This is a genomic window from Geodermatophilus sp. URMC 63, from assembly GCF_053502565.1.
The window spans coordinates 4588682-4612264 of sequence record NZ_CP199956.1 but is presented as its reverse complement, the minus strand read 5'-3'; the positions used below and the strand labels follow the sequence as shown (position 1 = coordinate 4612264).

General features: G+C 76.5%; 22 protein-coding genes. 10 read left to right on the top strand and 12 right to left on the bottom strand.

What is annotated here, in order from left to right:
- Positions 1 to 193 precede the first annotated feature (193 nt).
- From ACWIZO_RS22415 to ACWIZO_RS22400, 4 genes are all read right to left on the bottom strand, one after another.
- Entirely contained in the window at positions 194 to 505 is a 312-nt protein-coding gene (locus ACWIZO_RS22415) for a hypothetical protein (protein WP_448639813.1), read from the bottom strand.
- A 527-nt stretch (positions 506 to 1032) separates the two neighbouring features.
- Positions 1033 to 1470, bottom strand: coding sequence for an NAD(+)--rifampin ADP-ribosyltransferase (gene arr, locus ACWIZO_RS22410; protein WP_448642992.1), 438 nt, complete (start codon positions 1468 to 1470; stop codon positions 1033 to 1035).
- A gap of 72 nt (positions 1471 to 1542) precedes the next feature.
- Entirely contained in the window at positions 1543 to 2517 is a 975-nt protein-coding gene (locus ACWIZO_RS22405) for a methyltransferase (protein ID WP_448639812.1), read from the bottom strand.
- A gap of 61 nt (positions 2518 to 2578) precedes the next feature.
- On the bottom strand, positions 2579 to 3379 hold the full coding sequence (locus ACWIZO_RS22400; protein ID WP_448639811.1) for a hypothetical protein: 801 nt from the start codon (positions 3377 to 3379) through the stop codon (positions 2579 to 2581).
- A gap of 136 nt (positions 3380 to 3515) precedes the next feature.
- On the opposite strand from ACWIZO_RS22400, the gene ACWIZO_RS22395 reads away from it, so the two are divergent.
- Positions 3516 to 4895, top strand: a complete 1380-nt coding sequence (locus ACWIZO_RS22395) for an MFS transporter (RefSeq protein WP_448639810.1) — start codon at positions 3516 to 3518, stop codon at positions 4893 to 4895.
- A 170-nt stretch (positions 4896 to 5065) separates the two neighbouring features.
- Here the strand turns inward: ACWIZO_RS22395 and ACWIZO_RS22390 are convergent, their stop codons facing one another.
- The 4 genes from ACWIZO_RS22390 to ACWIZO_RS22375 all read right to left on the bottom strand — a co-directional run bounded on the left by ACWIZO_RS22390 (position 5066) and on the right by ACWIZO_RS22375 (position 9651).
- Entirely contained in the window at positions 5066 to 6208 is a 1143-nt protein-coding gene (locus ACWIZO_RS22390) for a uroporphyrinogen-III synthase (RefSeq protein WP_448639809.1), read from the bottom strand.
- Between the two features lie 129 nt (positions 6209 to 6337).
- Complete coding sequence (locus tag ACWIZO_RS22385) at positions 6338 to 7792, bottom strand: PP2C family protein-serine/threonine phosphatase (protein ID WP_448639808.1); 1455 nt, start codon at positions 7790 to 7792, stop codon at positions 6338 to 6340.
- Entirely contained in the window at positions 7789 to 8517 is a 729-nt protein-coding gene (locus tag ACWIZO_RS22380) for a GAF and ANTAR domain-containing protein (RefSeq protein WP_448639807.1), read from the bottom strand. Before ACWIZO_RS22380 ends, ACWIZO_RS22385 begins: the two co-directional genes overlap by 4 nt.
- A gap of 87 nt (positions 8518 to 8604) precedes the next feature.
- Entirely contained in the window at positions 8605 to 9651 is a 1047-nt protein-coding gene (locus ACWIZO_RS22375; RefSeq protein WP_448639806.1) for an MBL fold metallo-hydrolase, read from the bottom strand.
- A 41-nt stretch (positions 9652 to 9692) separates the two neighbouring features.
- Between ACWIZO_RS22375 and ACWIZO_RS22370 the strand changes: the two genes are divergently transcribed.
- From ACWIZO_RS22370 to ACWIZO_RS22345, 6 genes are all read left to right on the top strand, one after another.
- Positions 9693 to 10187, top strand: coding sequence for a PH domain-containing protein (locus ACWIZO_RS22370; RefSeq protein ID WP_448639805.1), 495 nt, complete (start codon positions 9693 to 9695; stop codon positions 10185 to 10187).
- Between the two features lie 408 nt (positions 10188 to 10595).
- Positions 10596 to 11195 (top strand): translation initiation factor IF-3, encoded by a 600-nt coding sequence (gene infC / locus ACWIZO_RS22365; protein WP_448639804.1) that lies wholly within the window; start codon positions 10596 to 10598, stop codon positions 11193 to 11195.
- Between the two features lie 115 nt (positions 11196 to 11310).
- Positions 11311 to 11505 carry a 50S ribosomal protein L35 gene (rpmI, locus tag ACWIZO_RS22360; RefSeq protein WP_448639803.1) on the top strand — a complete coding sequence of 65 codons (195 nt, stop codon included), beginning with the start codon at positions 11311 to 11313 and terminating at the stop codon, positions 11503 to 11505.
- A gap of 34 nt (positions 11506 to 11539) precedes the next feature.
- Positions 11540 to 11926 (top strand): 50S ribosomal protein L20, encoded by a 387-nt coding sequence (gene rplT / locus ACWIZO_RS22355; RefSeq protein ID WP_093579784.1) that lies wholly within the window; start codon positions 11540 to 11542, stop codon positions 11924 to 11926.
- A 168-nt stretch (positions 11927 to 12094) separates the two neighbouring features.
- Positions 12095 to 12886: a TrmH family RNA methyltransferase gene (locus ACWIZO_RS22350; RefSeq protein ID WP_448639802.1), complete on the top strand. Its 792-nt coding sequence runs from the start codon at positions 12095 to 12097 to the stop codon at positions 12884 to 12886.
- 25 nt (positions 12887 to 12911) lie between these two features.
- Entirely contained in the window at positions 12912 to 13505 is a 594-nt protein-coding gene (locus ACWIZO_RS22345; protein ID WP_448639801.1) for a DinB family protein, read from the top strand.
- A gap of 7 nt (positions 13506 to 13512) precedes the next feature.
- Here the strand turns inward: ACWIZO_RS22345 and ACWIZO_RS22340 are convergent, their stop codons facing one another.
- From ACWIZO_RS22340 to ACWIZO_RS22330, 3 genes are all read right to left on the bottom strand, one after another.
- On the bottom strand, positions 13513 to 14862 hold the full coding sequence (locus ACWIZO_RS22340; RefSeq protein ID WP_448639800.1) for a sodium/calcium exchanger protein: 1350 nt from the start codon (positions 14860 to 14862) through the stop codon (positions 13513 to 13515).
- Between the two features lie 98 nt (positions 14863 to 14960).
- The gene (locus ACWIZO_RS22335) at positions 14961 to 17255 is read right to left on the bottom strand and encodes a diguanylate cyclase domain-containing protein (protein ID WP_448639799.1); all 2295 of its coding nucleotides are present in this window, start codon (positions 17253 to 17255) and stop codon (positions 14961 to 14963) included.
- A 103-nt stretch (positions 17256 to 17358) separates the two neighbouring features.
- On the bottom strand, positions 17359 to 18201 hold the full coding sequence (locus tag ACWIZO_RS22330; RefSeq protein WP_448639798.1) for an EamA family transporter: 843 nt from the start codon (positions 18199 to 18201) through the stop codon (positions 17359 to 17361).
- Between the two features lie 204 nt (positions 18202 to 18405).
- Here ACWIZO_RS22330 and pheS point away from each other — a divergent pair, with 204 nt between their 5' ends.
- From pheS to ACWIZO_RS22315, 3 genes are read left to right on the top strand one after another with little or no spacing between them, the layout of a single operon-like run.
- Positions 18406 to 19473, top strand: a complete 1068-nt coding sequence (pheS, locus tag ACWIZO_RS22325) for a phenylalanine--tRNA ligase subunit alpha (protein ID WP_448639797.1) — start codon at positions 18406 to 18408, stop codon at positions 19471 to 19473.
- Positions 19470 to 21950 (top strand): phenylalanine--tRNA ligase subunit beta, encoded by a 2481-nt coding sequence (gene pheT, locus ACWIZO_RS22320; protein WP_448639796.1) that lies wholly within the window; start codon positions 19470 to 19472, stop codon positions 21948 to 21950. The genes pheS and pheT overlap by 4 nt, the downstream gene beginning before the upstream one ends.
- Positions 21943 to 22749 (top strand): SDR family NAD(P)-dependent oxidoreductase, encoded by an 807-nt coding sequence (locus tag ACWIZO_RS22315; protein WP_448639795.1) that lies wholly within the window; start codon positions 21943 to 21945, stop codon positions 22747 to 22749. Before pheT ends, ACWIZO_RS22315 begins: the two co-directional genes overlap by 8 nt.
- A gap of 6 nt (positions 22750 to 22755) precedes the next feature.
- Here ACWIZO_RS22315 and ACWIZO_RS22310 read toward each other — a convergent pair whose 3' ends face one another.
- Positions 22756 to 23490 carry a 3-keto-5-aminohexanoate cleavage protein gene (locus tag ACWIZO_RS22310; protein WP_448639794.1) on the bottom strand — a complete coding sequence of 245 codons (735 nt, stop codon included), beginning with the start codon at positions 23488 to 23490 and terminating at the stop codon, positions 22756 to 22758.
- Between the last annotated feature and the right edge of the window lie 93 nt (positions 23491 to 23583).

Below are 23583 nucleotides of genomic sequence, written 5' to 3'. Positions count from 1 at the left end.
ACTCCGCTGTCGACGGGTTGGCGGCCATCGCCTTCTTCTTCTCCTCCCTCTCCCTCTCCCTCCGACAGCGGCACCAGCGGGGAGCGGGGCGGCCCGGCAGTCGTCCCTGAGGCCGCCTTCGTCGCGAGTCGGCCGGCTGTCCCTGAGCGGTCGGTCAGGGACATGTGATCCGGCTCAGGCCCGGTTGTCCTGCTCAGGGCGCAGATCGCGCCGAGGTGAACAGCGAGGACCAATCGACCGACGCCATCATCCAGTCCCATGCCACGATGCCCAGGAGAACGACGTCGACGAAGATGACGAACCCGAGCACTCCTCTCCACACGCGTGATGCGGGCATGTTGGAGGGCGCATAGCGGCACGAGCCGGACCGCGTCGGATCGCTGCTCTCGTCGTAGGGGAGGCGAGCGACCACACTTCCCATGCCCAGCTTCTCGAGCTCCTCCCTGATGCGGTCCACCTGGCGAGACTTCCGCACCACGAGGTTGTATGCAGCGTAGGAGATCACGATGCCGAGGAGAGTTGCCAGGAATCGTGTGAAGAGTGTGCTGTCCCGTCCGAGTGCTATCACCAGCAGGAACGACTGCGCGGCCAAGGCGAACGCCGGGCCCTGTCACCGGATCGTGTCCTGCATCACGAGCAGGTCCAGGAGCGCGTCCCTGATCGCTGATTCCCGTTCCTCGTCCTTCTTGTTCCTCACTCGGAATCTCACCTCCTGTGGGCGGATCCGGTGTCCAGGCGCTGCATCAAGCGGCCTCGCGCGACCGCTTCCACCGACGCCGGGGGTCCCCCTCGGCAGTCGAGCTGCGCATGGCTGGATTGTTGCTCGCATCCGCCATCAGGTCACTCCTGTCCGGCAGGAGTGACCTGAGCGCACCAGAGGTGTTCCTCAGCTCCTGGTGATGCCGGGACGTCCTGTCCGTCAGCCGCCGTGGAGTGCCTGGGCGTGCGCCACGGTCGCTCCTCCGGGACCGCAGTCCCGGAGGCTCCCCTCATGGACACGGGTGGCGGTGCACCTGATCTGCAGGACGGGTCTCAGTCCTCGATGACGTCGAGGCCCTGCTCGCGCAGCCGCGCGAGGCCGGCCAGCATCCCCTCGATCGCCTCGGGGGCGTGCCCCTGCCACTCGTGTAGCTCGCCGACGACGCGCAGCGGGGAGCGCGTGCGGTAGGACCGCGTGGGGTTGCCGGGGAACCGCTTGTCGGTCACGTTCGGGTCGTCCTCGAAGGGCCCCAGGGGCTCCACGACGTAGATGCGCCCCCGCTCCCCGGTCCCGGCCAACGCCGTCGCCAGCTCCGCGCCCCAGGCCGCCGTCTCCACCAGCGTCGTGAAGTAGACGTGGTTCATCACCCGGCCGGCCTGGAAGTTCGAGCCGCGACCGGGGACCAGCTCGTCGCCCACGGCGAGGTCGGCCCTCGTCCCGTGGAAGAACGGCCCCGTCACGTGCTCGCAGTGGTCGTAGGTGACGGGCACCCGGGTGCCGCCGTCCGCACCGCTGGTCGCCTCCTCCACACCGGCGATGATGCCGCGACCCGAGAGGGAGGCTCAGACGGGGCGGGCCTCGAGCACGTGCACGCCGGCGTCGGTCGGGACGTCGCGGGTGAGCCGCAGCCCCGCGTCGGCGAACAGCCGGCCGTAGCCGGCTGCGGTGCGCTCGCAGCCGCCCAGCAGCAGGAGCATGTGCAGGTCCATGCGCACCGCGGCGGCGTCGTCGGCGGCCCGCTCGGGCAGCACGGCCTCGACGACGAGCAGCACCGAGTGCGGGCGCATCGCCACCCGGCAGGTGCGCAGCACGCGCAGCGCGTCCCCGTCGTCCCAGTCGTGCAGCACCCGGGACAGCAGGTAGGCGTCGGCGCCTGCGGGCACCTCGGCGAAGAAGTCGCCGCCCACGGCCGGCAGGTCGCTGCCGCCCACGACCTCGGGCAGGTCGAACAGGACGACGTCGGCGCCGGGCACCCGCTCGCGGACGGCGCGCAGCAGCGTGCCGCGGCCGCCGCCGACGTCCACCACCGAGGCGAACCCGCCGGTGTCGTAGGCGGCCACGACCGCGCCGGCCTCCCGCGCCGACCGGTCGGCCATGGCCGCCTGGAACGTGGCCAGCCGGGCGGGCTCGGCCGACAGGTGCGCGAAGAACGGCCGGCCGTGCACCGCCTCGAACGGGGTGCCGCCGTCACGCACCGCCGCGAGCAGCCCGGCGGCCGCGTCGTAGTAGAGCCGGCCGCGCATGGCCACCCAGTCGCGCAGTGAGCCCGGCACGCCCGCGCACAGCAGCCGGCCGGTGTCGGTCAGGGCGAACCGGCCGTCCCCGGTCTCGGCGAGCACGTCGTCGGCGGCCAGCCCGCGCAGCACCCGGTGCAGCGGCCCGGGGACCGCGCCGAGCTCCCGCGCCAGGTCGCCGGCGTCCCGGGGGCCGCCGGCCAGCGCGTCGGGGACCCCCAGCGCGACGGCGACGTGCAGCAGCTGGGTGACCAGGTAGCCGTCGGCGAGGCGGGCCAGCCGGTCGGCAGCGGAGCCGGGCACGACGGCATGGTGGCACTGCTCCGGCGCCGGTGGAGGGGATCCGGAGACCGCACGTGGGGGTTCAGGCCAGGTCGGCCAGGGCGGCGGCGACCGCCTCGTCGCGGACGAAGTCCAGCGCCAGCAGCCGGTGCACGAGCACGCCGCGGCGGGTCAGGCGCAGGTCGGCCGGGCGCAGCCGGGGCAGCGCCGCCCCGCCCGGGCGGGGCGTCGCCGGCGGCGGGTCGAGCAGGCCGCGGCGCTGCAGGTCGCCGAGGTCCTCGACCGCGCCCCACGCCGTCCAGCCGCGCGGGTCCCGCGGCACCGGCGTCATCGGCAGCGGGACCCGCTCGCGCCGGCCGACGGCGGCCAGCAGCACCCACTGCCGCCCGGTCAGGTCCGCGGCCAGCCGGAGCCCCCGGGAGACGACGGCGGCGTCCAGGTCGGGGGAGACGGCGGCCTCGGCGAGCAGGTAGCCCAGGTGCCGCACCCGCCACTCCTCGACCGTGGCCCGCGCGGTGAGGACGACGGCCTCGGCGACCTCGTCGGCCCGCGCGCGGTCGCCGGGGCCGGGGGAGAGGAAGCCGTCGGTGCGCACCGCCCGCCCGGCCGCGGCGCGGGTCACCGACAGCTCGGCGGCGAACGCCAGCGCGGCGCCCGCCCGGCAGCGCGCGCGGCTCGACACGGGTGTGGGCCGGTCGACGTCGGCCGCCGTCGCCGTCCGACGCAGCCACTCGGCCAGCCGCGGGTCCAGCCGTACCCGCGACCCGTCGGGCTCGAACAGCAGCCCAGCGGCCGTCCGTGCCATCGACCCGGCCACCAGCTCGCCGGACTCGACCAGCGCGCGCCCCGGTGCCTGATCCACGTGGTCCACGACAGCGATCATCGCCGCTCCGGGCGCCCGGCGTCGGCCCGCGGCCGGCGCCCTCACCACTGCGGGGCAGCGCCGGTGAGCACAACGGAACAGGAGGACAGCCCGACGGCGACGGCGGGGAAACGCTCGTCCGCGAGCCTCCCTGGTCATGGCCGCTCCCACCCGCACGTCCTCGACCGCCGTCCCCGCGGCGCCGCCCGCCCCGCCGCGCGGCGGGCGCTGGATCGACGACTGGCGCCCGGAGGACCCCGCCTTCTGGGAGTCCACGGGCAAGCCGGTCGCCCGCCGCAACCTGTTCTTCTCCGTCTTCTCCGAGCACGTCGGCTTCTCCATCTGGAGCCTGTGGTCGGTCCTCGTGCTCTTCCTCCCCGAGGCCGTCTACGGCATCGACCCGGCCGGGAAGTTCCTGCTCACCACGCTGCCGACGGCTCTCGGCGCGTTCGTCCGGCTGCCGTACACCTTCGCCGTCGCGAGGTTCGGCGGGCGCAACTGGACGATCGTCAGCGCCGCGCTGCTGCTGGTGCCCACGATCGCCACCGCGGTCGTCCTGGAGCCCGGCGTCGACTACACGACGCTGCTGGTCGTCAGCTGCCTGGCCGGGGTCGGCGGCGGCAACTTCGCCAGCTCCATGGCCAACATCAACGCCTTCTACCCCGACCGGCTCAAGGGCTGGGCGCTGGGGCTCAACGCCGGCGGCGGCAACCTCGGCGTCCCCGTCGTCCAGCTCGTCGGACTGCTCGTGCTGGCCACCGCCGGGGTCGAGCACCCACGGGTCGTGCTGGTCCTGTACATCCCGCTGGTCGTCGTGGCCGCCGTCGGCGCGGCGCTGCTCATGGACAACCTGTCGACGGCGCGCAACCAGCCGCGGGCTCTGCGCGAGGCCACCCGCGAGCCGCACACCTGGGTCGTGTCGTTCCTCTACATCGGCACCTTCGGCTCGTTCATCGGCTTCGGGTTCGCCTTCGGCCAGGTGCTGCAGAACCAGTTCGCGCACTCCTTCGCCACCCCGCTGGCCGCGGCGTCGCTGACCTGGCTGGGCCCGCTGCTGGGCAGCCTCGTCCGCCCGCTCGGCGGCTCGCTGGCCGACCGGTACGGCGGCGCGCGCATCACCTGCTGGACCTTCGTGGCGATGGCCGGCGGCGCCGCGGTGGTGCTCACCGCCAGCCGGGCCGGGTCGCTGCCGCTGTTCGTCGTCGGCTTCGTGCTGCTGTTCGTGCTCAGCGGCATCGGCAACGGGTCGACCTACAAGATGATCCCGGCGATCTCCCGCACCCGGGCGCGGCAGGCGGCCGGCGACCCGGCCGCCGCGGACCGGCACGCGCTGCGCCTGTCAGGCGCGCTCATCGGCATCGCCGGCGCGGTCGGCGCCTTCGGCGGGGTGCTGGTGAACCTGGCCTTCCGGCAGTCGTTCCTCACCACCGGCAGCGGCGACGGCGCCTACCTGGCGTTCATCGCCTTCTACGCCGTCTGCGTCGTCGTCACCTGGGCGGTGTACCTGCGGCCGGCGTCCCGCACCGCCGGCGTCTGACCCTCGCTCCGTCGCCCTCCCCGGTTGATCACCGGCGGGTGGCTGCCCGGCACGCCGACGGGAGCAGCCACCCGGCGGTGATCACGGCGGAGGGCGGCGTCACAGGGGCCTTGGCCGAACCCTCGCCGCGAGCCGTACCGGCCCGCGGAGCCGGGGTCCCGGTCCCGTCGTCAGACCGCCAGGCGGTAGCCGCGCTTGACGACGGTCTCCACCAGGCCGGGTCCGAGCGCGGCACGCAGCCGGGTCACCGCCATCTCCACGGCGTGGCCGTCACCCGCGCCGGGCAGCCCGCGCACCAGGTCGGCCTTGGCGACGACGGCCCCCGGACGCACGGCCAGCGCCCGCAGCACCGCCATCGGCCCCGGCGGCAGCTCCACCAGCCGGCCGTCGAGCACTGCGGCGTGCCCACGGACCTGCAGGTCCGCCCCGCCCACCCGCAGCACCGGGTCGCGCTCGGGCAGGCGGGCCACCACCTCGCGGGCCAGCGCCCCCAGGCGGGAGCGCTCGGGCTGCACGGTCGGCACCGCGGCCGCGGTCAGCGGGCCGGCGGTCGTCGCGCCGACGGCCACCGCCAGCACCGGGCCGCGGAGCGCGGCGAGGACCTCGTCGCGCAGCCCCATCGCGTCGGCCGTGTCCAGCAGGCTGGCCGCGGCGGGCGCGCTGGTGAAGGTCACGGCGTCGACCGTCCCGGCCGCGACCGAGCCGACCAGCCGGCGCAGCGGGGCGACGTCCTCGGGCGGCACCCAGCGGTAGACCGGCACGGTCAGCACCTCCGCGCCGGCGGCGCGCAGCCCGGCGACGAGGTCCGGCAGCGGGTCGCCGTGCAGCTGGACGGCGATGCGGCGCCCGGCCAGCGGTCCCTCGGCCCCCGACAGCAGGTGCTCGAGCACCTCGGCCGAGGACTCCGACGGCGGCGACCACGCGTCGACCAGCCCGCCGCCGCGGATGGCGCCGCGCGCCTTGGGCCCGCGGGCGAGCACCCGGGCGGGGCGCAGGTGCTCGACCAGCGGCAGGTCCCAGGCCTCGGCGGCCTCCAGCCACCCGCGGAACCCCACGCCGGTGGTGGCGACGACGAGGTCGACCGGCGCGGTGAGCACCGCCTCCGTCGCGGCGACCAGCTCGGCGTCGTCGGCCAGCGGCACGATCCGGATCGCGGGGGCGTACACCACCCGCGCGCCGCGGCGGTCGAGGAGCGCGCCGAGCTCCTCGCGCCGCCGGGCGGCGGTCACGGCCACCGTGTAGCCGGCCAGCGGCGCCGGGCCCGCGGGCCCGGCGGCGGGCGCCGTGTCGGGGGCGGTGGGGGAGGAGGTCACGTCCCCCATGGTGTCGCGCCGGCGTTGCCACCGTGTGACGCCGCAGTGTGACGTCGGAGCGTGACCCGACGGGGGGCGTCGTTCCGGGACGGCGGGCGGTGCGGCCGGGGCGGGTGCGGACAGGTGCGCTCAGCGGGCGGCCCAGCAGGCGAGCAGCACGCTGGCGTCGTCCTGCAGCAGCCCGCCCTGGTGCTCGAGGACGGCGTGCACGAGCCGGCGGACGGTCTCCGGCGGCGGCTGTCCGTCCGCGGCCGCCCGGGTCAGGAACTCGACCAGGCGTTCCTCGCCGAACCAGCGCCCGCCGGCGTCGCGCGCCTCGGTGATGCCGTCGGTGTAGAGCGCCAGCCAGTCCCCGGGTTCGAGCACCTCCTCGGCCACGGCGACCCCCGCCGTCTCCAGGCCGAAGGGCACCCGCAGCCCGCCGTCCAGCTGCTTGACCACCCGCCCGGCGCGCAGCAGCAGCGGCGGGGGGTGCCCGGCCCGGACGTAGCGCAGGCGCCCGGAGGTGACGTCGAGCTCCGCCAGCACCCCGGTGACGAAGGCGCTGCCGGAGAAGGTGCCGGCGATGACCTCGTCGACGGCGCAGGCCTGGTCGTGGATGCCGTGCCCGTCCCGCCGGGCGCTGCGGGCGGCGGCGAGGGCCGCGGCGGCCATCAGTCCGGCACCCAGCCCGTGCCCCATGGCGTCGAGGACGGTCATCGACACGGTGTCCTCGGCCAGGGCGTAGTCGAAGGCGTCGCCGCCCACGTCACTGCTGGGCTCGAGGAGGCCGGCCAGGACGAAGTCGTGCATCGCGGCGGTGAGCGGCGGCAGCTGCTGCCAGACCAGCTCGGCCGACGGCGTCCGCGGGCGGCCGCGCCGGGCGCGCTCCAGCGCGTCACCGTGGGTGCTCGTGGAGACGAGCAGGTGCGCGACCATCGAGGCCAGCCACGAGCACTGCTCGCGCAGACCGGGGTCCTCCAGGTCCCGGGCCGCGGCCACCCGCGCCTCCAGGACACCGATCCGGTCGGCGCCGTCGAGCAGCGGTACCCACAGGCGGGGCAGGCCCCCGGCCTCCGACGGCAGGAGCTGACCGGTCCGGAAGACGCGCCCGGGCAGCGTGCCCTCCACGGTGACCGGCTCGGCGGGCGGCGAGCCGTCGTCGGCGAGCCGCACCAGCCGGCGCTGCTCGTGGTCCACGACGTGCACGGCGATCTCGACGCCGAGGGCCCGGCCGGCCTCCGCCGCGAGGGGGACCACCTGTTCCGGTGCGGCGGTGCGGGCGGCCTCGAGCAGCTGCAGCAGCGCGGCGAGCGGGCCGGTGGCGGGGCGGGGCGGGCGCAGCGGCCGCGAGTACGGCACCCGCCAGGCTGCGCGGAGCTCGTCGAGGCGCTCGTTGACGGCCACGGCCAGCAGGTCGCCGTCGACGTCGGGCAGCTCCACCAGCCCCTCGAGGTGCGCCTCCACGTCGATCAGGTCGGCGTTCCCGCCCAGGCCGAAGTAGCGGGTCCACAGCTGCTCGGGGGTCAGGTCGGCGTGGCCGAACGCGGCGCGCAGCCGGGCCCGCCGGGCGTCGGCGGGCACCTGCTCGGGCGTGGCCGTCACCGGCGCCGGCGGACGGCGGAGTCGACCACCGACCGTGCCGCCTGCCGCAGCGACCCCGACTCCCCGCCGGACCGGGACAGCAGCATGGCCAGCGCGGTCTCCTCGCCGACCCCGTGCCGCGCCATCAGCACGCCCTTCGCCGTGTTCACCACGTCGCGGGAGGACACCGCCCGGCGCAGCTCGGCGCTGGCCCGCCGCGCCGCCTCCCGGGTGGTCACGTGGGTGACCAGCAGCGCCGCCTGGGCCGCGAACAGGAGGAGCAGCGAGGCGTCGTGGGCGGTGAAGGCCCCGGGCCGGTGGCCGTACACCTTGAGGGCACCGAGGGTGCGGTCCCCGGCCACCATGGGAGCACTCATCGAGGACCGCAGCCCGAGGCCGACGGCCGCCGCCGCCCAGCTCGGCCAGCGGGGGTCGGCACCCAGGTCGTCGGCGCGCACCAGCGTGCGATCGGCGGCCGCGGCCAGGCACGGCCCCTCGTCGAGCTGGTACTGCAGCGCGTCGGCGCGCTCGACCCGCGGGTCGGTCGACCCCGACGAGCGCCGTCCGGCGTCGTCGACGATCGACACCCCGGCACCGTCGGCGCCCGGGACGACCTCCAGCGCCAGCGAGCCGATCAGGCCCAGTGCGGTCGCCACGGTCTCCTCGGACAGCAGCAGACCCGACATGCGGGCGAAGACGACCGACAGTTCGTCGGCCAGGGGCAGGGAGGGGGCGTCCTGGCGCACGGGCACCTCGGAGGGAGCGGCCGTGGCGCTCCCGTCGCTTCGAGATGCCGTGGCCTGCGGAGATCCCAGGCTAGTCGTGGTCCGCGTTCAGCGGAGCTGCGCCGCCGTCCAGGCCGGCACCGGGCCGCCGTCGCCGACGACGAGCCCGCGGCTGGCCAGCAGCCGCAGGTGGGCGTCGGTCTCGGTGACGGCGAAGATCCGCATCCGCCGCTCGTAGTCCGACCACGGCCGCGACCAGGTCAGGTGCCCGGCGAGGTCCCACGGCGTGCTGCCCGGGTGCCCCCGGACGGCGGCCAGCAGCTCGGCCAGCCGGCGCTCGTGGTGCGCGCGCAGCTCGCGGGTCCGCTCGGCCAGCCCCCGGAAGCGCCACTCGTGGCCGGGCAGCACCTCGGCCGCCTCCCGTCCGGCGACCGCCTCGAGCGACCCGAGGTAGTCGTGCAGCGGGTCGCCCGCGCCGGGGTGGGTGGAGATGTTCGGGCTGATCCGGGGCAGCACGTGGTCACCGGCGAAGAACAGGCCGGTGTCCTCGTCGGCGAAGCACAGGTGCCCGGCGGTGTGGCCGGGGGTGTGCACCGCACGCAGCGACCAGCCGGGCAGGTCCGCGCGGTCGCCGTCCTCGAGCAGCCGGTCGGGCCGGGCCAGCCGCCGCCAGTGCACCCGCTCCTCGGGGGTCCCGGCGTCCGTACGGGCGTCCTCCTCGGGCGCACCGAGGCCGACGAGGAAGGCGACCTCGGTCTCGGTGGACGCCTCGGGGGAGCGGTCGAGCATCGCGGCCATCGCCGACACGTCGGCCGGGTGCATCGCCACCCACGCCCCGGAGGCCTCCCGGACCCGGCCCGCCAGCCCGACGTGGTCCATGTGCATGTGGGTGACGAGGACGCCGCGGACGTCGGCGACGTCCCCGCCGATCGCGGTCAGGCCGGCGCGGAGGGCGTCCCAGCTGTCGTCGGCGTCCCACCCGGTGTCGACGAGGCCGAGGCCGCCGCCGGCGAGCTCGAGCACGTAGGCGTTGACCCAGCGCAGCGGACCGGGCATCGACACCGGGACCGACCACAGCCCCGGCCGCACCCGCTCGACCGGGGGCAGCGTCCGCTCCTGCCAGGCCGCCCGCTGCGCGTGTCCGGTGACCTCCACACCCGGCACTCTGCCAGCCGCCCGGCTGGGACCATGGGGGGGTGCCGACAGCGCCCGCCGCCCCCGACCGCGTCACCGCCGTCCCGCGCCGGATGCGGCTCGTCTGCGCCCTCGCCGCCGCCACGGTCGTGGTGGCCATGGCCGTCGTCGCGGCGCTGCTGACGTCGTCCTCGACCGGGGTGGTCGCCTTCGGTCCCGCCGACCAGGCCGCGATGCTCGGTCTCGGGGTGTTCGTCGGCGCCGGCGTGCTGTTCCTCGGCCGGGCGCGGGTCGACGCCGACGCCGCCGGGGTCCGGGTGCGCAACGTGCTGGGCCGGCACGAGCTGCCGTGGGACGCCGTCCGGGCCGTGCGCTTCGACCGCTCGGCGTCCTGGGCGAGCCTGGAGCTCACCAACGGCGACGAGGTCACCGTCATGGCGGTGCAGGCCCTCGACGGCGAGCGCGCCGCGGACGCCGTCGAGGGGCTGCGGGCGCTGCTGGCGGCCCACCGCGCCGCCCACCCCAGCCCGGCGACCGGGCCCCTGCTCTGGGACTGAAACGAGGACCTCCCCGCCCCCCACTGCTCGCGAGCCCGCAGCGGGCCCCTGCGGGGAGGCCGCCTGCCCCCCACCCCTCGCTGGCGCTCGGGGCGGAGCCGGCGCAGGGGGAATGACCGCGGGCCGGCGGGCGCTGTAGCATGGGCGAGCCTCCCCGCTACACGAGGCGCGCGAACCACCACCCAGCGGCCCCGCCCCGGGCCGCTGACCAAGAGGAGCCCGCTCCCACCTGGTGCCGTCGAGGCGCCCAGGTCCCGGATCGCGAGAGCCCGGCCCGCCCCGGCCGGTGTTGTCGCGACGGGCACGACCCCCCGCGGGTCCGTGCCGCACCGGCGAACGGGCCCTGTGAGCATCTGCTCACGGGGCCCGCGTCGTCCCGGTGCCCGGTCGGGCGCGACTCCTCCCGCGATGAGCAGAGGAGAGGCCATCACCGAGCCCCGTATCAACGACCGTATCCGCGTCCCCGAGGTCCGCCTGGTCGGTCCGGAGGGCGAGCAGGTCGGCATCGTGCCGATCGGCGAGGCGCTGCGACTGGCGCAGGACTCCGAGCTGGACCTCGTCGAGGTCGCGCCCATGGCCCGGCCGCCGGTCGTCAAGCTGATGGACTACGGGAAGTTCAAGTACGAGTCCGCCCAGAAGGCCCGCGAGGCCCGGCGGAACCAGGCGCTCACCGTCATCAAGGAGATGCGGCTGCGCCTGAAGATCGACCCGCACGACTACGAGACCAAGAAGGGCCACGTCGAGCGCTTCCTCAAGGGCGGCGACAAGGTCAAGATCACCGTGATGTTCCGCGGCCGCGAGCAGTCGCGCCCGGAGATGGGCTACCGCCTGCTGCAGCGGCTGGCCGCCGACGTCCAGGAACTGGGCGTCGTCGAGTCCAACCCCAAGCAGGACGGCCGCAACATGGTCATGGTGATCGCCCCGCACCGGAACCAGGCCGCGACCGACGGCGCCCGCCGTCAGGCGAAGGCCGACCGGGCCGCCGAGGGCGCCGCCCCGACGGCCTGACGGCCCTCCTGCAGGGCCGAGGACCGCACCACCACGGACGGACGGTGCCGTGCGGCAGCAGCGTGCTGCCGCACGGCGCGCCCGCGCGACGACAGACGAACAGGACGACGAGGACATGCCGAAGCAGAAGACCCACAAGGGCACCGCCAAGCGGGTGCGCGTGACGGGCAGCGGCAAGCTCATGCGCGAGCAGGCCAACAACCAGCACAAGTTCGAGCACAAGTCCTCGCGGCGCAAGCGCCGGCTCGACCAGGACCAGGTCCTGTCCCCGGCCGACACCAAGACCCTCAAGAAGCTGCTGGGCATCTGAGCCCCCGCCTCCCCGAACAGAGAGGAGTCTTCACGTGGCACGCGTGAAGCGGGCGGTCAACGCCCAGAAGAAGCGCCGGACGACCCTCGAGGCCGCCAGCGGGTACCGCGGTCAGCGTTCGCGCCTGTACCGCAAGGCCAAGGAGCAGATCCTCCACTCGGCCACCTACAACTACCGCGACCGCAAGGTGCGCAAGGGTGACTTCCGCAAGCTGTGGATCACCCGCATCAACGCCGCGGCCCGGCAGAACGACATGACCTACAACCGGTTCATGCAAGGCCTGAAGCTGGCCGGCATCGAGCTCGACCGCCGCGTGCTCGCCGAGCTCGCGGTCAACGAGCCGGCCGCCTTCGCCGCGCTCGTGGAGACCGCCCGCGCCGCCGTCGCCGCGGCCCCGGCCGGCGGCGAGCAGGCCGCGTAAGCACTCCTCCCCGACGCCGTCGGTGACCGGTCCGCAGGGACCGGCACCGGCGGCGTCGGCGTCTGTGGGGCCCGACCACCGGCGAGATCTGCACAGTGGTGCCCTCCCGGGCCCTGAAGGGCACCACTGTGCAGATCTCGCGGCCGGGGACGGGGAGGGGACGACGACGTGGGCGAGCTGCTGACCGAGCGGTCGGGCCGGGTGGCCGCCGCGCGCAAGCTGACCCGTCGGGCCGGCCGGGACGCTGCCGGCGCCTTCCTCGCCGAGGGCCGCCAGGCGGTCTCCGAGGCGCTGGCGACCGCACCCGACACCGTCCGCGAGGTCTTCGCCACCGAGGCCGCCGCCGCGGCGCACGCCGACCTGCTGGCCGCCTCCCCGGTGCCCGTCCGGCTGGTCACCGAGCGGGCCGCCGCCGGGCTGTCGGAGACGGTGACGCCGCAGGGCCTGGTCGCCGTCTGCGCGCTCCGCGACGTCCCCGCCGGGCGGCTGGTCGACGCCCCGCCGGCGCTCGCCGTCGCGCTGGCCGGGCTGGCCGACCCGGGCAACGCCGGCACGGTGCTGCGCACCGCCGACGCGTGCGGAGCCGGCGCCGTGGTCTTCGGCGCCGGGTCGGCCGACCCCTACGGCGGCAAGGCGGTCCGCTCCAGCGCCGGCAGCCTGTTCCACGTCGACGTCGTCCGCAGCGCGCCCCTGGGACCGCTGCTCGCCGGGCTGCGGGGACGCGGGGTGAGCGTGCTGGCCGCCGACGGCGGCGGCGAGACCGCCCTCGACGAGCTGGGGGACACCCTGGCCGGCCCGGTGCTGTGGCTGTTCGGCAACGAGGCCCGCGGGGTGCCGGCGGAGCTCGCCGACGCCGCCGACGCCCGCGTGCGGATCCCGATGCGCGGCCGGGCGGAGAGCCTCAACCTCGCCGCGGCCGCCGCCATCTGCCTCTACGCCACCCAGCTCGCCCAGGGATGACGGCACCGGCTGGCAGGGTGGCCGCGTGGACGACGCCGCCGCCAAGAGGACCCTGCACGGCTCCCTGGTCACCGCCCGCGAGACGCTGCTGTGGAAGCTCGAGGGCCTCTCGGAGTACGACGTCCGCCGGCCCCTGACCCCCACCGGCACCAACCTGCTCGGGCTGGTCAAGCACCTGGCGTGCATCGAGGGCGGCTACCTCGGCTTCGTCATGGGCCGGCCGATCCCCGGGCCCGTGCCGTGGGACGACGAGGACGCCGGGCCCGACGACGACCTGTGGGCCACCGCGGAGGAGTCGCGCGCCGACGTCCTCGCGCTGTACGCCCGCGCCACCGCGCACGCCGACGCCACCGTCGAGGCGCTCCCGCTGGACGCCGTCGGCGAGGTGCCGTGGTGGCCGGAGGAGCGGCGCCGGCCGACGCTGCACACCCTGCTGGTGCACGTGCTCGCCGAGGTGAGCCGGCACCTCGGGCACGCCGACGTGCTGCGGGAGGGCCTCGACGGCGCGGCCGGGCTGCGCCGGGAGGTCAGCAACCTGACCCGTGACGGCGACGCCGACCGGGCCGCCCACCGCGAGCGGGTCGAGCGGGCCGCCCGGCGAGCGGCCGGCCTGGCCTGAGGCGGGCTCAGGCGGCCGCGGTCTCCCGCTCCTCGAGCTCGGCGAAGGAGGTCACCGTGCCGTCGCGGGCCAGCCGCCGGGTGGTGCGCGCGTGCCGGGCGAAGCGCAGCAGCGCCAGGACGACGTAGACCCCCGACAGGACCAGCACCAGCACCCGGTCGGCGTCGGCCGGCAGCAGGATGCTGCCGACGAACTGCACCGCGAACAGCACGAACAGGGTGGCCGCGCCGGAGGCGGTCAGCCGCAGGCCGACCAGCAGCGAGACGGCGAACAGCGACTGCGCGGCGGTGAGCAGCAGCTCGGTGCGCTGCTGGGCGTCCAGCGGCAGGCCGGAGAACGACGTCGAGCTCAGCGCGAAGACCAGCGGGACGGTGCCGACCAGCAGCGTCCACTGGTTGACCTTGCTCGACAGCAGCGTGCCCAGGGAGTCCGAGGCCCGCAGCCGCGACGCGTAGAGGCACGCGACGATGAGCTCCGGGGCCTCGCTGGCCAGCGGGGCCACCCACTGCACGAGCAGGAACTCGTCGAAGCCGAGCGTCGTGCCGGTCTCGACCAGCGACTCGGCGAAGTGCTCGGCCGAGAGCAGGATGACCAGCGCGGCGACGGCGAAGACCCCGGCCACCCAGGTGCGCCGCCGTCGCCTCGGCTGCTCGCCCAGCCACCGCGAGGTGCCGATGAGGTCTGGATCCTCGGCCGGCGCCTGGGCCAGCCGGCGGGCGTAGAGCACGAAGACCGTCACCAGCACCACGGCGTCCACGATCGTCAGGCTCGAGCGCAGCGGCAGGTGCAGCGAGTACAGCGTGGCGATGCCGAGGAACACGACCTCCGGCGACATGGCCGGCGCCAGCCGCACCTCGCCGCGCCGCGTGCCGGGAGCGCCCGAGCCCGACCGGCGGGAGCGCGCGACGGCGACCGCAGCGACCAGCACGACCAGCGGCCAGCCGACGCCGACGAGCACCCGGTTGGCGCCGGTCATGTTGGCCAGGGCCAGCGAGCAGGCGTCCTCCCCGCCGCCGGGCGGTGTGCACGAGCCGGTGTCGCCGAACGTCGTCCCGGCGGTCCAGGTGAAGACGAAGTCGACGGCGTACTCGGGCAGCACCGCCAGCAGTGCCAGCAGGGCCAGCGCCAGGCCGGCGCTGATGTCGACCTGCGCGGCCTCGGCGGCCCACGACAGCAGGAAGGCCGCGCCGACGATCGCGGTGCCGTAGAGCAGCGCCTGCAGCGGAGGGGGCAGGTCCGGCGCGGGCAGGCCCAGGTAGGCCGCCGCACCCAGGTAGACGCCGGGCAGCGTGACGAGCGCCGCGACCAGGAGGGGCGCAGGCGGCCGTCGCCGCGGGGACGGGTCGGCGTCGGGCACGGGCGCACCTCCGGGGACGCGAGCGGGGGACGGCGCACCCCGCGCCGTCCCCCGCTCCTACCCCGGGTGGACCCGGCTGCACGCCGGGCGGGCCCCCGTCAGCCGAGCACGGAGGGAGCCGGCGCCCGCGCCGGCTCGCGGACCACCTCCGGGCGCTCGGCCTTGCGGTCGTACATCCGCAGGTCGGCGGCGTGCAGCAGGTCGGCGAAGGCGTCGCCGTCGGCCGGGCAGACGCTCACCCCGATGCTGGCGCCCACGCCCACCTCCGTGCCGCGCAGCGACACCGGGCGGCGGATGGAGGCGGCCAGCTCCTCGGCCACGCGCCCGGCCTCGGCCGCCGCCGTCTCCGGGGAGAGGTCGGGCAGGGCGACGAGGAACTCGTCCCCGCCGAGGCGGGCCACCAGGTCGCGGCGGCGGACGCGGTCGCGCAGCCGCCGCGCGACCACCTGCAGCAGCTCGTCACCGGCGGCGTGGCCGAGCCGGTCGTTGACCTCCTTGAACCCGTCGAGATCGACGAACAGCAGGGCGAGCGCGTCACCGCGGGCGCGGGCCTCCCAGATCGCCGACTCGACCTGCTCCTCCAGCCGGCGCCGGTTGGGCAGCCCGGTGAGCGGGTCGGTGTAGGCCAGCTCCTGGATGCGGGCCAGCGCGGCCGACGTGCGGTCCCGCTCGCGCACCAGGGCGCGCTCGGCCTCCACCCGGGCGGTGACGTCGACCTGCACGCCGATGTACTGGACGACGGTGCCGTCGGCGTCGTGCACGGGCGCGAGGTGCAGCTCGTTCCACCACGGCGTGCGCTCGGGGCCGCGCAGGTTGAGCACGGTCTCCCGGCAGGGCCTCCCGGCCTCGACCGCGGCGCGGATGCGGGCCACCGCACCCGGGTCGGTGTCGGGGCTCTGCAGCAGCCGGCAGTTGCGGCCGAGGATGTCCTCCGACGGCAGGCCGGCCAGCTCCCGGAAGGCCTGGTTGGCGTAGACGATCGGCTGGTCGGGCAGCCGCATGTCGACCACGGTCACCCCGCTCGGCGTGGCCTCCAGCGCGCGGCGCAGCAGCACCTCGGCGTTCGTCGTCCCCACGGCCAGGCCGCCGGCCGGGCGGCTCGCGGGCGCCGACGGGACCGGTGGGGTGGCGGCGACGGCGGGGGCCGGGCCGGTGCGCGGCGCCACCCGCGACAGCAGCGACGACGCCGCCCGCGACACCGTCGTCCGCTCGTAGGTGAGCGCGTACTCGAAGGTGCGCTCCATGTCCGGGCCGTCGTCGCCGAGGTCGCGGGCCAGCAGCGCGGCGCTGAAGTGCGGGGAGAGGACGGCGACGTCCCACTCGCCGCGGACCGGGTCCTCCGGGGACAGGGCCGCGCCGCGGACGCCGGGCAGCGGCTCGACCGGCAGGTCCTCGCCGAGCGCGCAGACGAAGCCGGTGCGCTCGACGAGGTCGCGGTAGCGCTGCGTGGTCGAGACGGTGAAGTGGCGGGCCTCCTGGAAGGTCGCGGCCACGACGCAGGTCTCGCCCAGGCGCATGGCCTCCCGCTCCAGCTGCTTGGACAGCTCGATGAGCAGCGCCTTGGGCGCGCGCCGCAGCGGCACGTGGTCGGGCAGGCACGCGAAGGGCGAGACCTCCCCGACGGCGCCGCTGGGCCGGCCGGCGCCGGGCAGCACCAGCTCGCCCACCGGCCGGCCGGCCACCGGGCCGGGCGCGGGGCGGCCGAACAGCCACCCCTGCCCGAGGGTGGCGCCCAGCCCCTGCGCGGTCTCCAGGTGGCCCTCGTGCTCGATGCCCTCGGCCAGGACGACGGCGCCGCTGCGCTCGGCGTAGGCGTTGACCGCGTTCATGATCTCCGCGACCGCCGGGCCGGGGCGCTCCTGCACCAGGCGCAGGTCGAGCTTGACCACGTCGGGGCACAGCAGGGGCAGGAACGCTAGCGACATCGACTCCGCGCCGACGTCGTCCACGGCGATCGCCCACCCCAGCTCGCGCACCCGCTCGACCGTGCGCAGCAGCTCGGCCGGCCGCGCGGCGATGGCCCGCTCGGTGATCTCCATGACCACCCGCAGGTGGCCGGGGGCGCGCTCGGCGATGGCCAGCAGGTCGGCCAGCGGCGCGGTGTCGAGCACCTCGGGCTCGACGTTGACGAAGACCGTCAGCGGCGCCACGAGCGCGGCGTCGACCGCACCGCGGAAGGCGGCGGCCCGGCACGCCTCGTCGAGCTCGGCCAGCCGGCCGGCGGCGCGGGCGGCGGCGAAGAGGGCGTCGGGCCGCTCGAGCGGGCCGACCGGGCCGCGGGCGAGCGCCTCGTAGGCCACCACGCGCCCGGTGTCGAGCTCGACGATCGGCTGGAAGACGCTGTGCACGCCCCGCAGGGCGTCGGCGAGCGGGACGTCGGTGACGAGGGGCATCCGTGCCTCCGGGGAGTGGCTCACCCAGGGGTTGTCGGCAGGCAGGAGCCCGCAGACGTGCCGGAGCGGCCGCAGGTCCCTCGGAAGGGGGAGCCCGCCGGGCTCAGGCCGGCAGGGCGATCAGGACGACCGCCGCCGCGGCCACCGCCAACCCGGCGCGCTGCGTGCCGGACAGCCGCTCGCGCAGCACCACCTGGGCGAGCACCACCGTGCTCGCCGGGTACAGCGCGGCCAGCACGCCGGTGACGGCGAGCTGACCGCCGACCTGGGTGGCCACGAGGAACAGGGCGTTGGCCGTCACGTCGCCGATCCCCGTCAGCAGCACGACCGGCAGCGCCGGGCGCGGCACCCGCAGCGACCGCCGGGCGAGCAGCGCGAGCCCGCCCACCAGCAGCACCGACACCACGCGGGCGGCGACGAGCGGGCCGAGCCCCGACTCGCCGCCGGTGCGGTCGAGCAGCACGAAGAAGGCGCCGAAGCCGACGCCGGCGGCCAGCGCGGGGGCGACCGTGCCGAGCCGGGCGGTGCGCAGTGAGGACAGCCCGCCGTCGGCCGCGACGAGCACGACCGCGGCCAGCGCCAGCACGATGCCGAGCGCGGCGAGCGGGCCGATCCGCTCGCCGAGCAGCCGCCCGCCGAGCACCGGCAGGGCCGCGGCCGACACCGCCGTCACCGGCGCCACGACGCTCATCACCCCGGCGGCCAGCGCCCGGTAGAACAGTAGCAGTCCGGCGGCCCCGGCGGTGCCGGCGGCCGCTCCCCACCCGAGGTCGGCCCGCGCCGGGTCGCCGCCGAGGACGGGCAGCAGCGGCAGGAGGACGACCAGCCCGGCGGCCTGCGACACGCAGACGACGGCGACCGTGGCCACCCGCCGGCTGGCCAGCCCGCCGCAGAAGTCGGCCATCCCGTAGACGACGGCCGACGCGAGCGCCAGCAGCACCGCCATCCGGTCCGCCTCCCGAGCACCGTCCCGCCGTCCCGCCGATCCTGACAGTCGCGGGAGCAGCCCCTCCCCCCGGTCGAGATCACGCGATCTCGTCCGCCAGGAGCGGCTCCCGCGTGCGAGATCGCGTGATCTCGACCGGGGGAGGGACGCCTCGGCCGAAACCCGGCAGCGGCTCCCGGAGGGCGCCGGGCAGAATGGCCTCCCGTGTCCGGCGCCAACGACCCCTACGACCCCAAGCAGGTCGCGGCCCTCTCCGCCGAGGCCCTCGACGCGGCGGTCGCCGCGGCCCGGGAGGCCTTCGCGACGGCGGCCGACCTCGAGGCGCTGGCCGCCGTCCGCCCGGCCCACCTCGGTGACCGCGCCCCCGTGCCGCTGGCCCGCCGCGAGCTCGGTGCGCTGCCGCCGGCCGCCCGCGCCGACGCCGGGAAGCGGGTCAACGCCGCCCGTGTCGCCGTCACCGAGGCCCACGACCTGCGGCGCGCGGAGCTCGAGGCGCAGCGCGACGCCCGGGTGCTGGCCGAGGAGCGGGTCGACGTCACCCTGCCCTGGGACCGCACGCCGCGGGGCGCCCGCCACCCGCTGACCACGCTCATGGAGCGCATCGCCGACGTGTTCGTCGGCATGGGCTACGAGGTCGCCGACGGCCCCGAGCTCGAGGCCGAGTGGTTCAACTTCGACGCGCTCAACATCCGGCCCGACCACCCGGCGCGCACGATGATGGACACCCTCTTCGTGGCTCCCGAGGACTCCGGTCTGGTGCTGCGCACGCACACCAGCCCGGTGCAGGCGCGCACGCTGCTGGCCCGCCGGCCGCCGGTCTACGTGGTCGCGCCCGGGCGGGTGTACCGCACCGACGAGCTCGACGCGACGCACACCCCGGTGTTCCACCAGGTCGAGGGTCTGGCCGTCGACCGCGGCCTGACCATGGCCCACCTGCGCGGCACGCTGGACCACCTGGCCCGGTCGCTGTTCGGGCCGGAGGCGATCACCCGCTGGCGGCCGTCGTACTTCCCGTTCACCGAGCCCTCGGCGGAGTTCGACGTCTGGTTCCCCGAGCACCGCGACGGCCCGCGCTGGGTCGAGTGGGGCGGCTGCGGGATGGTCAACCCGCGGGTGCTGGTGGCCTGCGGCGTCGACCCGGAGGAGTACAGCGGCTTCGCCTTCGGCGTCGGCATCGAGCGGGCGCTGCAGTTCCGCTCCGCCGTCGGCGACATGCGCGACATCGTGGAGGGCGACGTCCGCTTCACCCGAGCCTTTGGAGTCGACCAGTGAGGGTCCCCGTCGGCTGGCTGGCCGAGTACGTCGACGTCCCCGCCGGGACGACGGTCGAGGACCTCGACGCCGCCTTCGTCCGCCTCGGCCTGGAGGTCGAGGAGGTGCACCGCCCGGCCGAGGTCACCGGCCCGCTGGTCGTCGGCCGGGTGCGGGAGATCGAGGAGCTGACCGGCTTCAAGAAGCCGATCCGGTACTGCCGGGTGGACGTCGGCGAGGCGGGGCCGCGGGGCATCGTCTGCGGGGCGAGCAACTTCGCCGTCGACGACACCGTCGTCGTCGCGCTGCCCGGCGCCGTGCTGCCCGGCGGCTTCGAGATCGCCGCGCGCACGACCTACGACCACGTCTCCGACGGGATGATCTGCTCCGCGCGCGAGCTCGGCATCGGCGAGGACCACACCGGCATCCTCGTGCTCGGCACCGGAGGCGAGGGCCCGGAGCCCGGCGCCGACGCCCGCCCCGTGGTGGGCCTCGACGACGTCGTCATCGAGCTCGCCGTCACTCCCGACCGCGGCTACTGCCTGGCGATGCGCGGCATCGCCCGCGAGATGGGCACCGGCCTGGGCGTGGGGTGGCGCGACCCGGGGACGGCGGAGGTGCCCGCCTGGTCCGGCGAGCCGGCCTGGGACGTCACGGTCGCCGACGCCGACCGCTGCGACCGGTTCTCGATGGTGGCGCTCGAGGGCCTGGACCCCACCGCGCCGAGCCCGTGGTGGATGCGCCGGCGGCTGGCGCAGTCGGGGATCCGCACCATCTCGCTGGCCGTGGACGTCACCAACTACGTGATGCTCGAGCTCGGCCAGCCGATGCACGCCTTCGACCGCGACGCCGTGAACGGCCCGATCGTCGTCCGCCGGGCGCGCGAGGGCGAGCGGCTGACCACCCTGGACGGCGCCACCCGGGTGCTCGACGCCGACGACCTGCTCATCACCGACGACACCGGCCCGATCGGGCTGGCCGCGGTCATGGGCGGGGCCTCCACCGAGATCGGCGACGGCACGACGAGCGTCCTGCTCGAGGCCGCGCACTGGGAGCCGACCGGGGTGGCCCGCACCGCCCGCCGGCACCGGCTGCCGAGTGAGGCCGCGAAGCGCTTCGAGCGCGGCGTCGACCCGGGGATGACCCTCGCCGCGCTCGCCCGCGCCGCGCAGCTGCTGGCCGAGCACGGCGGCGCCCGCGTCGTCGGCGCCCCCGTGGACGTCGACACCCGCGGCCCCCGCCGGGCGATACCGCTGCACATCGACCGGCCGGCCCGCGTCGCCGGTGTCGAGTACTCGCCGGCGCAGGTCCTCGACGCGCTCCGTGCCGTCGGCTGCGCCGTCGACGCCGCGGATGACCAGGGCGGGCTCGCGGTCACCCCGCCGTCCTGGCGGCCCGACCTCACCGACCCCGCCGACCTCGTCGAGGAGGTCGTCCGCCTCGCCGGCTACGACGACGTCCCCTCCGTGCTGCCCACCGCCCCGCCCGGGCGCGGCCTGACCGACACCCAGCGCCGCCGCCGCGCGATCGGCCGGGCGCTGGCCGAGGCCGGCCACGTCGAGGCCCCCGCCTACCCCTTCGTCGGGACGCCGGCCCTCGACGCACTCGGCCTGCCCGACGACGACCCGCGCCGGCAGGTGCTGGTGGTCCGCAACCCGCTCAGCGAGGAGGAGCCGGGCCTGCGGACGACGCTGCTGCCCGGCCTGCTGGCCACGCTCGCCCGCAACCTCGCCCGCGGCCAGCGCGACGTCGCCCTGTTCGAGCACGGCTCGGTGTTCCCCGGCGGCGTCCGCGGGCCCGCGCCGCTGCCGGGTGTCGAGGCCCGGCCCGACGAGGAGACCCTCGCTGCGCTGCTGGGCGCGGTGCCCGACCAGCCCTGGCACGTGGCCGTCGCGCTGGCCGGCAACCGCGAGCCGCGCGGCTGGTGGGGCCCGGGCCGCCCGGCCGGCTGGGCCGACGCCGTGCAGGCCGCCCGGCTGGTGGCCGCGGCCGCCGGCGTCGAGCTGTTCGTGCGCCCCGACGAGTGTGCGCCCTGGCACCCCGGCCGCTGCGCGGAGCTGGTGGTGGACGACCGGGTCGTCGGGCACGCCGGCGAGCTGCACCCGCGGGTGTGCGCGGCGCTGGACCTGCCGGCCCGCACGTCGGCGATGGAGCTCGACGTCGACGCGCTGCCGGCCGCCGGCGTGCCGGTCGGGCCGCCGATCTCGACCTTCCCGCCGGTCTTCCTCGATCTCGCCTTCGTCGTGCCCGACGAGATCACCGCGTCGCACGTCGAGTCGCTGGTGCGCGGGGGAGCGGGGGAGCTGTTCGAGTCGGTGCGCCTGTTCGACGTCTGGTCCGGCCCGCCGGTGCCGGCCGGGTCCCGCTCGCTGGCGTACTCGCTGGTGCTGCGGGCGCCGGACCGGACGCTCACCGCCGCCGACGTCGCGCACGTGCGCGAGGGCATCCTGGCCGTCGTCGAGATGCAGGGCATCACCCTGCGCAGCGGCGATGCCTGATCTGAGCGGTCTCGTCGCGCTCGTCACCGGCGCCTCCGCGGGCATCGGGCGGCACCTCGCCGAGGGGCTGGCCGCGCATGGCGCCGCCGTCGCGGGGGTGGCCCGGGGCGCCGACCGGCTGCGGACGGCGATGGACGAGGTCGCCGCGGCCACCGGCGCGCGCACCCTCGCGGTGGCCGCCGACGTCACCGACGCCCTGGCCGTCGATGCCGCCGTCGCCGAGGTGACCCGGGTGCTGGGGCCCGTCGGCCTGCTGGTCAACAACGCCGGCCTGGTCGACGCCGCCGAGGTGCCGCTGTGGGAGGCCGACCCCGACCAGTGGTGGGCGGTGGTCGAGAGCCAGGTGCGCGGGCCGTTCCTGCTCGCCCGCGCCGTCCTGCCCGGGATGGTCGCGGCCGGCAGCGGGCGGGTGGTCGGCCTGGCCAGCGGCATCGGCACGCGGGCGAACCCGCACTACAGCGCCTACTCGGTCGGCAAGACCGGGCAGATGCGGATCACCGAGTCGATCGACCTGGCCGGTGCGGCGCACGGGGTGCGGGCGTTCGACCTGGCGCCGGGCGTCGTCGACACCGCGATGACCCGCGCCATGCCCATGCACGAGGGCCGCACCGAGTGGACCCGCCCCGAGGACGTCGTCGACCTGGTGGTGGCCATCGCCGCCGGCGAGCTCGACGCGTGGTCGGGCCGCTTCGTCCGGGCCGGCGTCGACCACCTCGCCACCCTGCGCGCCACGACGCCGACCGGCGACGCCCGCAAGCTCCGCCTCCGGCCCCACGGCGCCACCGACCCGCTGGGCTGAGCGCGCTCAGCGCGCGCCCAGCGACCGGGCCGCGAGGACGAGCGCGGCGTTGCCCGGCGCCGGGCTGCCGTCGGGCAGCGCCAGGGTGTCCTCCAGACCGATGCGGGCGCCCAGCCCCCACCGCAGTGCGCAGCGCAGCGCCGGCCAGGTGCTGCTGCCCTCGCCGTGCAGCTGCACCGGGACACCGTCGCGCGTCCACCCGTCCGGGCCCGCGCCGATGGTGACCAGCAGCTTGGCGGCGAGCTCCTCGGTGCCCGCCGCATCGGGTCCGTCGGGCAGCTCGACGAGCACCCGGCAGCACCGGTCGCGCAGCGGGGAGGCCCGCCACGCGCGGACCGCGTCGGCGTGCCACAGCCCCGCCTCGACGCCGACGCCCCGGTCCAGCAGTGCCGCGGCGACCTCCTCGGCGCCGTCCTCGTGCCAGTTGACCGAGGCGGTGTCGGGGAGCGCGGTCCAGGACCGCACCGCGGCCACCCGCGCCGCCGGGTCGGGCACCGCCCAGGCGCCGGTGGTGACGCCCACCGGCAGCCCGGGCGCCCGGGCTCGGACCGCGGTGAGCGCCGCGGCCAGCTCCGCGTCGGCCAGCATGTCGGCGCCCGCGGCGTCCTTGGGGTGCAGGTGCACGCCGCCGGCCCCGGCCGCGCGGACCGCCACGGCGTCGTCGGCCAGCCGTGGCGGGGTGACCGGCAGGGCGGGGTGGTCCTCGGGACGGCGGGCGCCGTTCAGGCAGGCCTGCAGCACGCCGGCATCCTGCCCTCCTCCACCCCGCTCCACCTGCACACGCTGGCGCTCCACCTGCACACGCTGGCGCTCCAGTTGCACATGCTGGCGTTC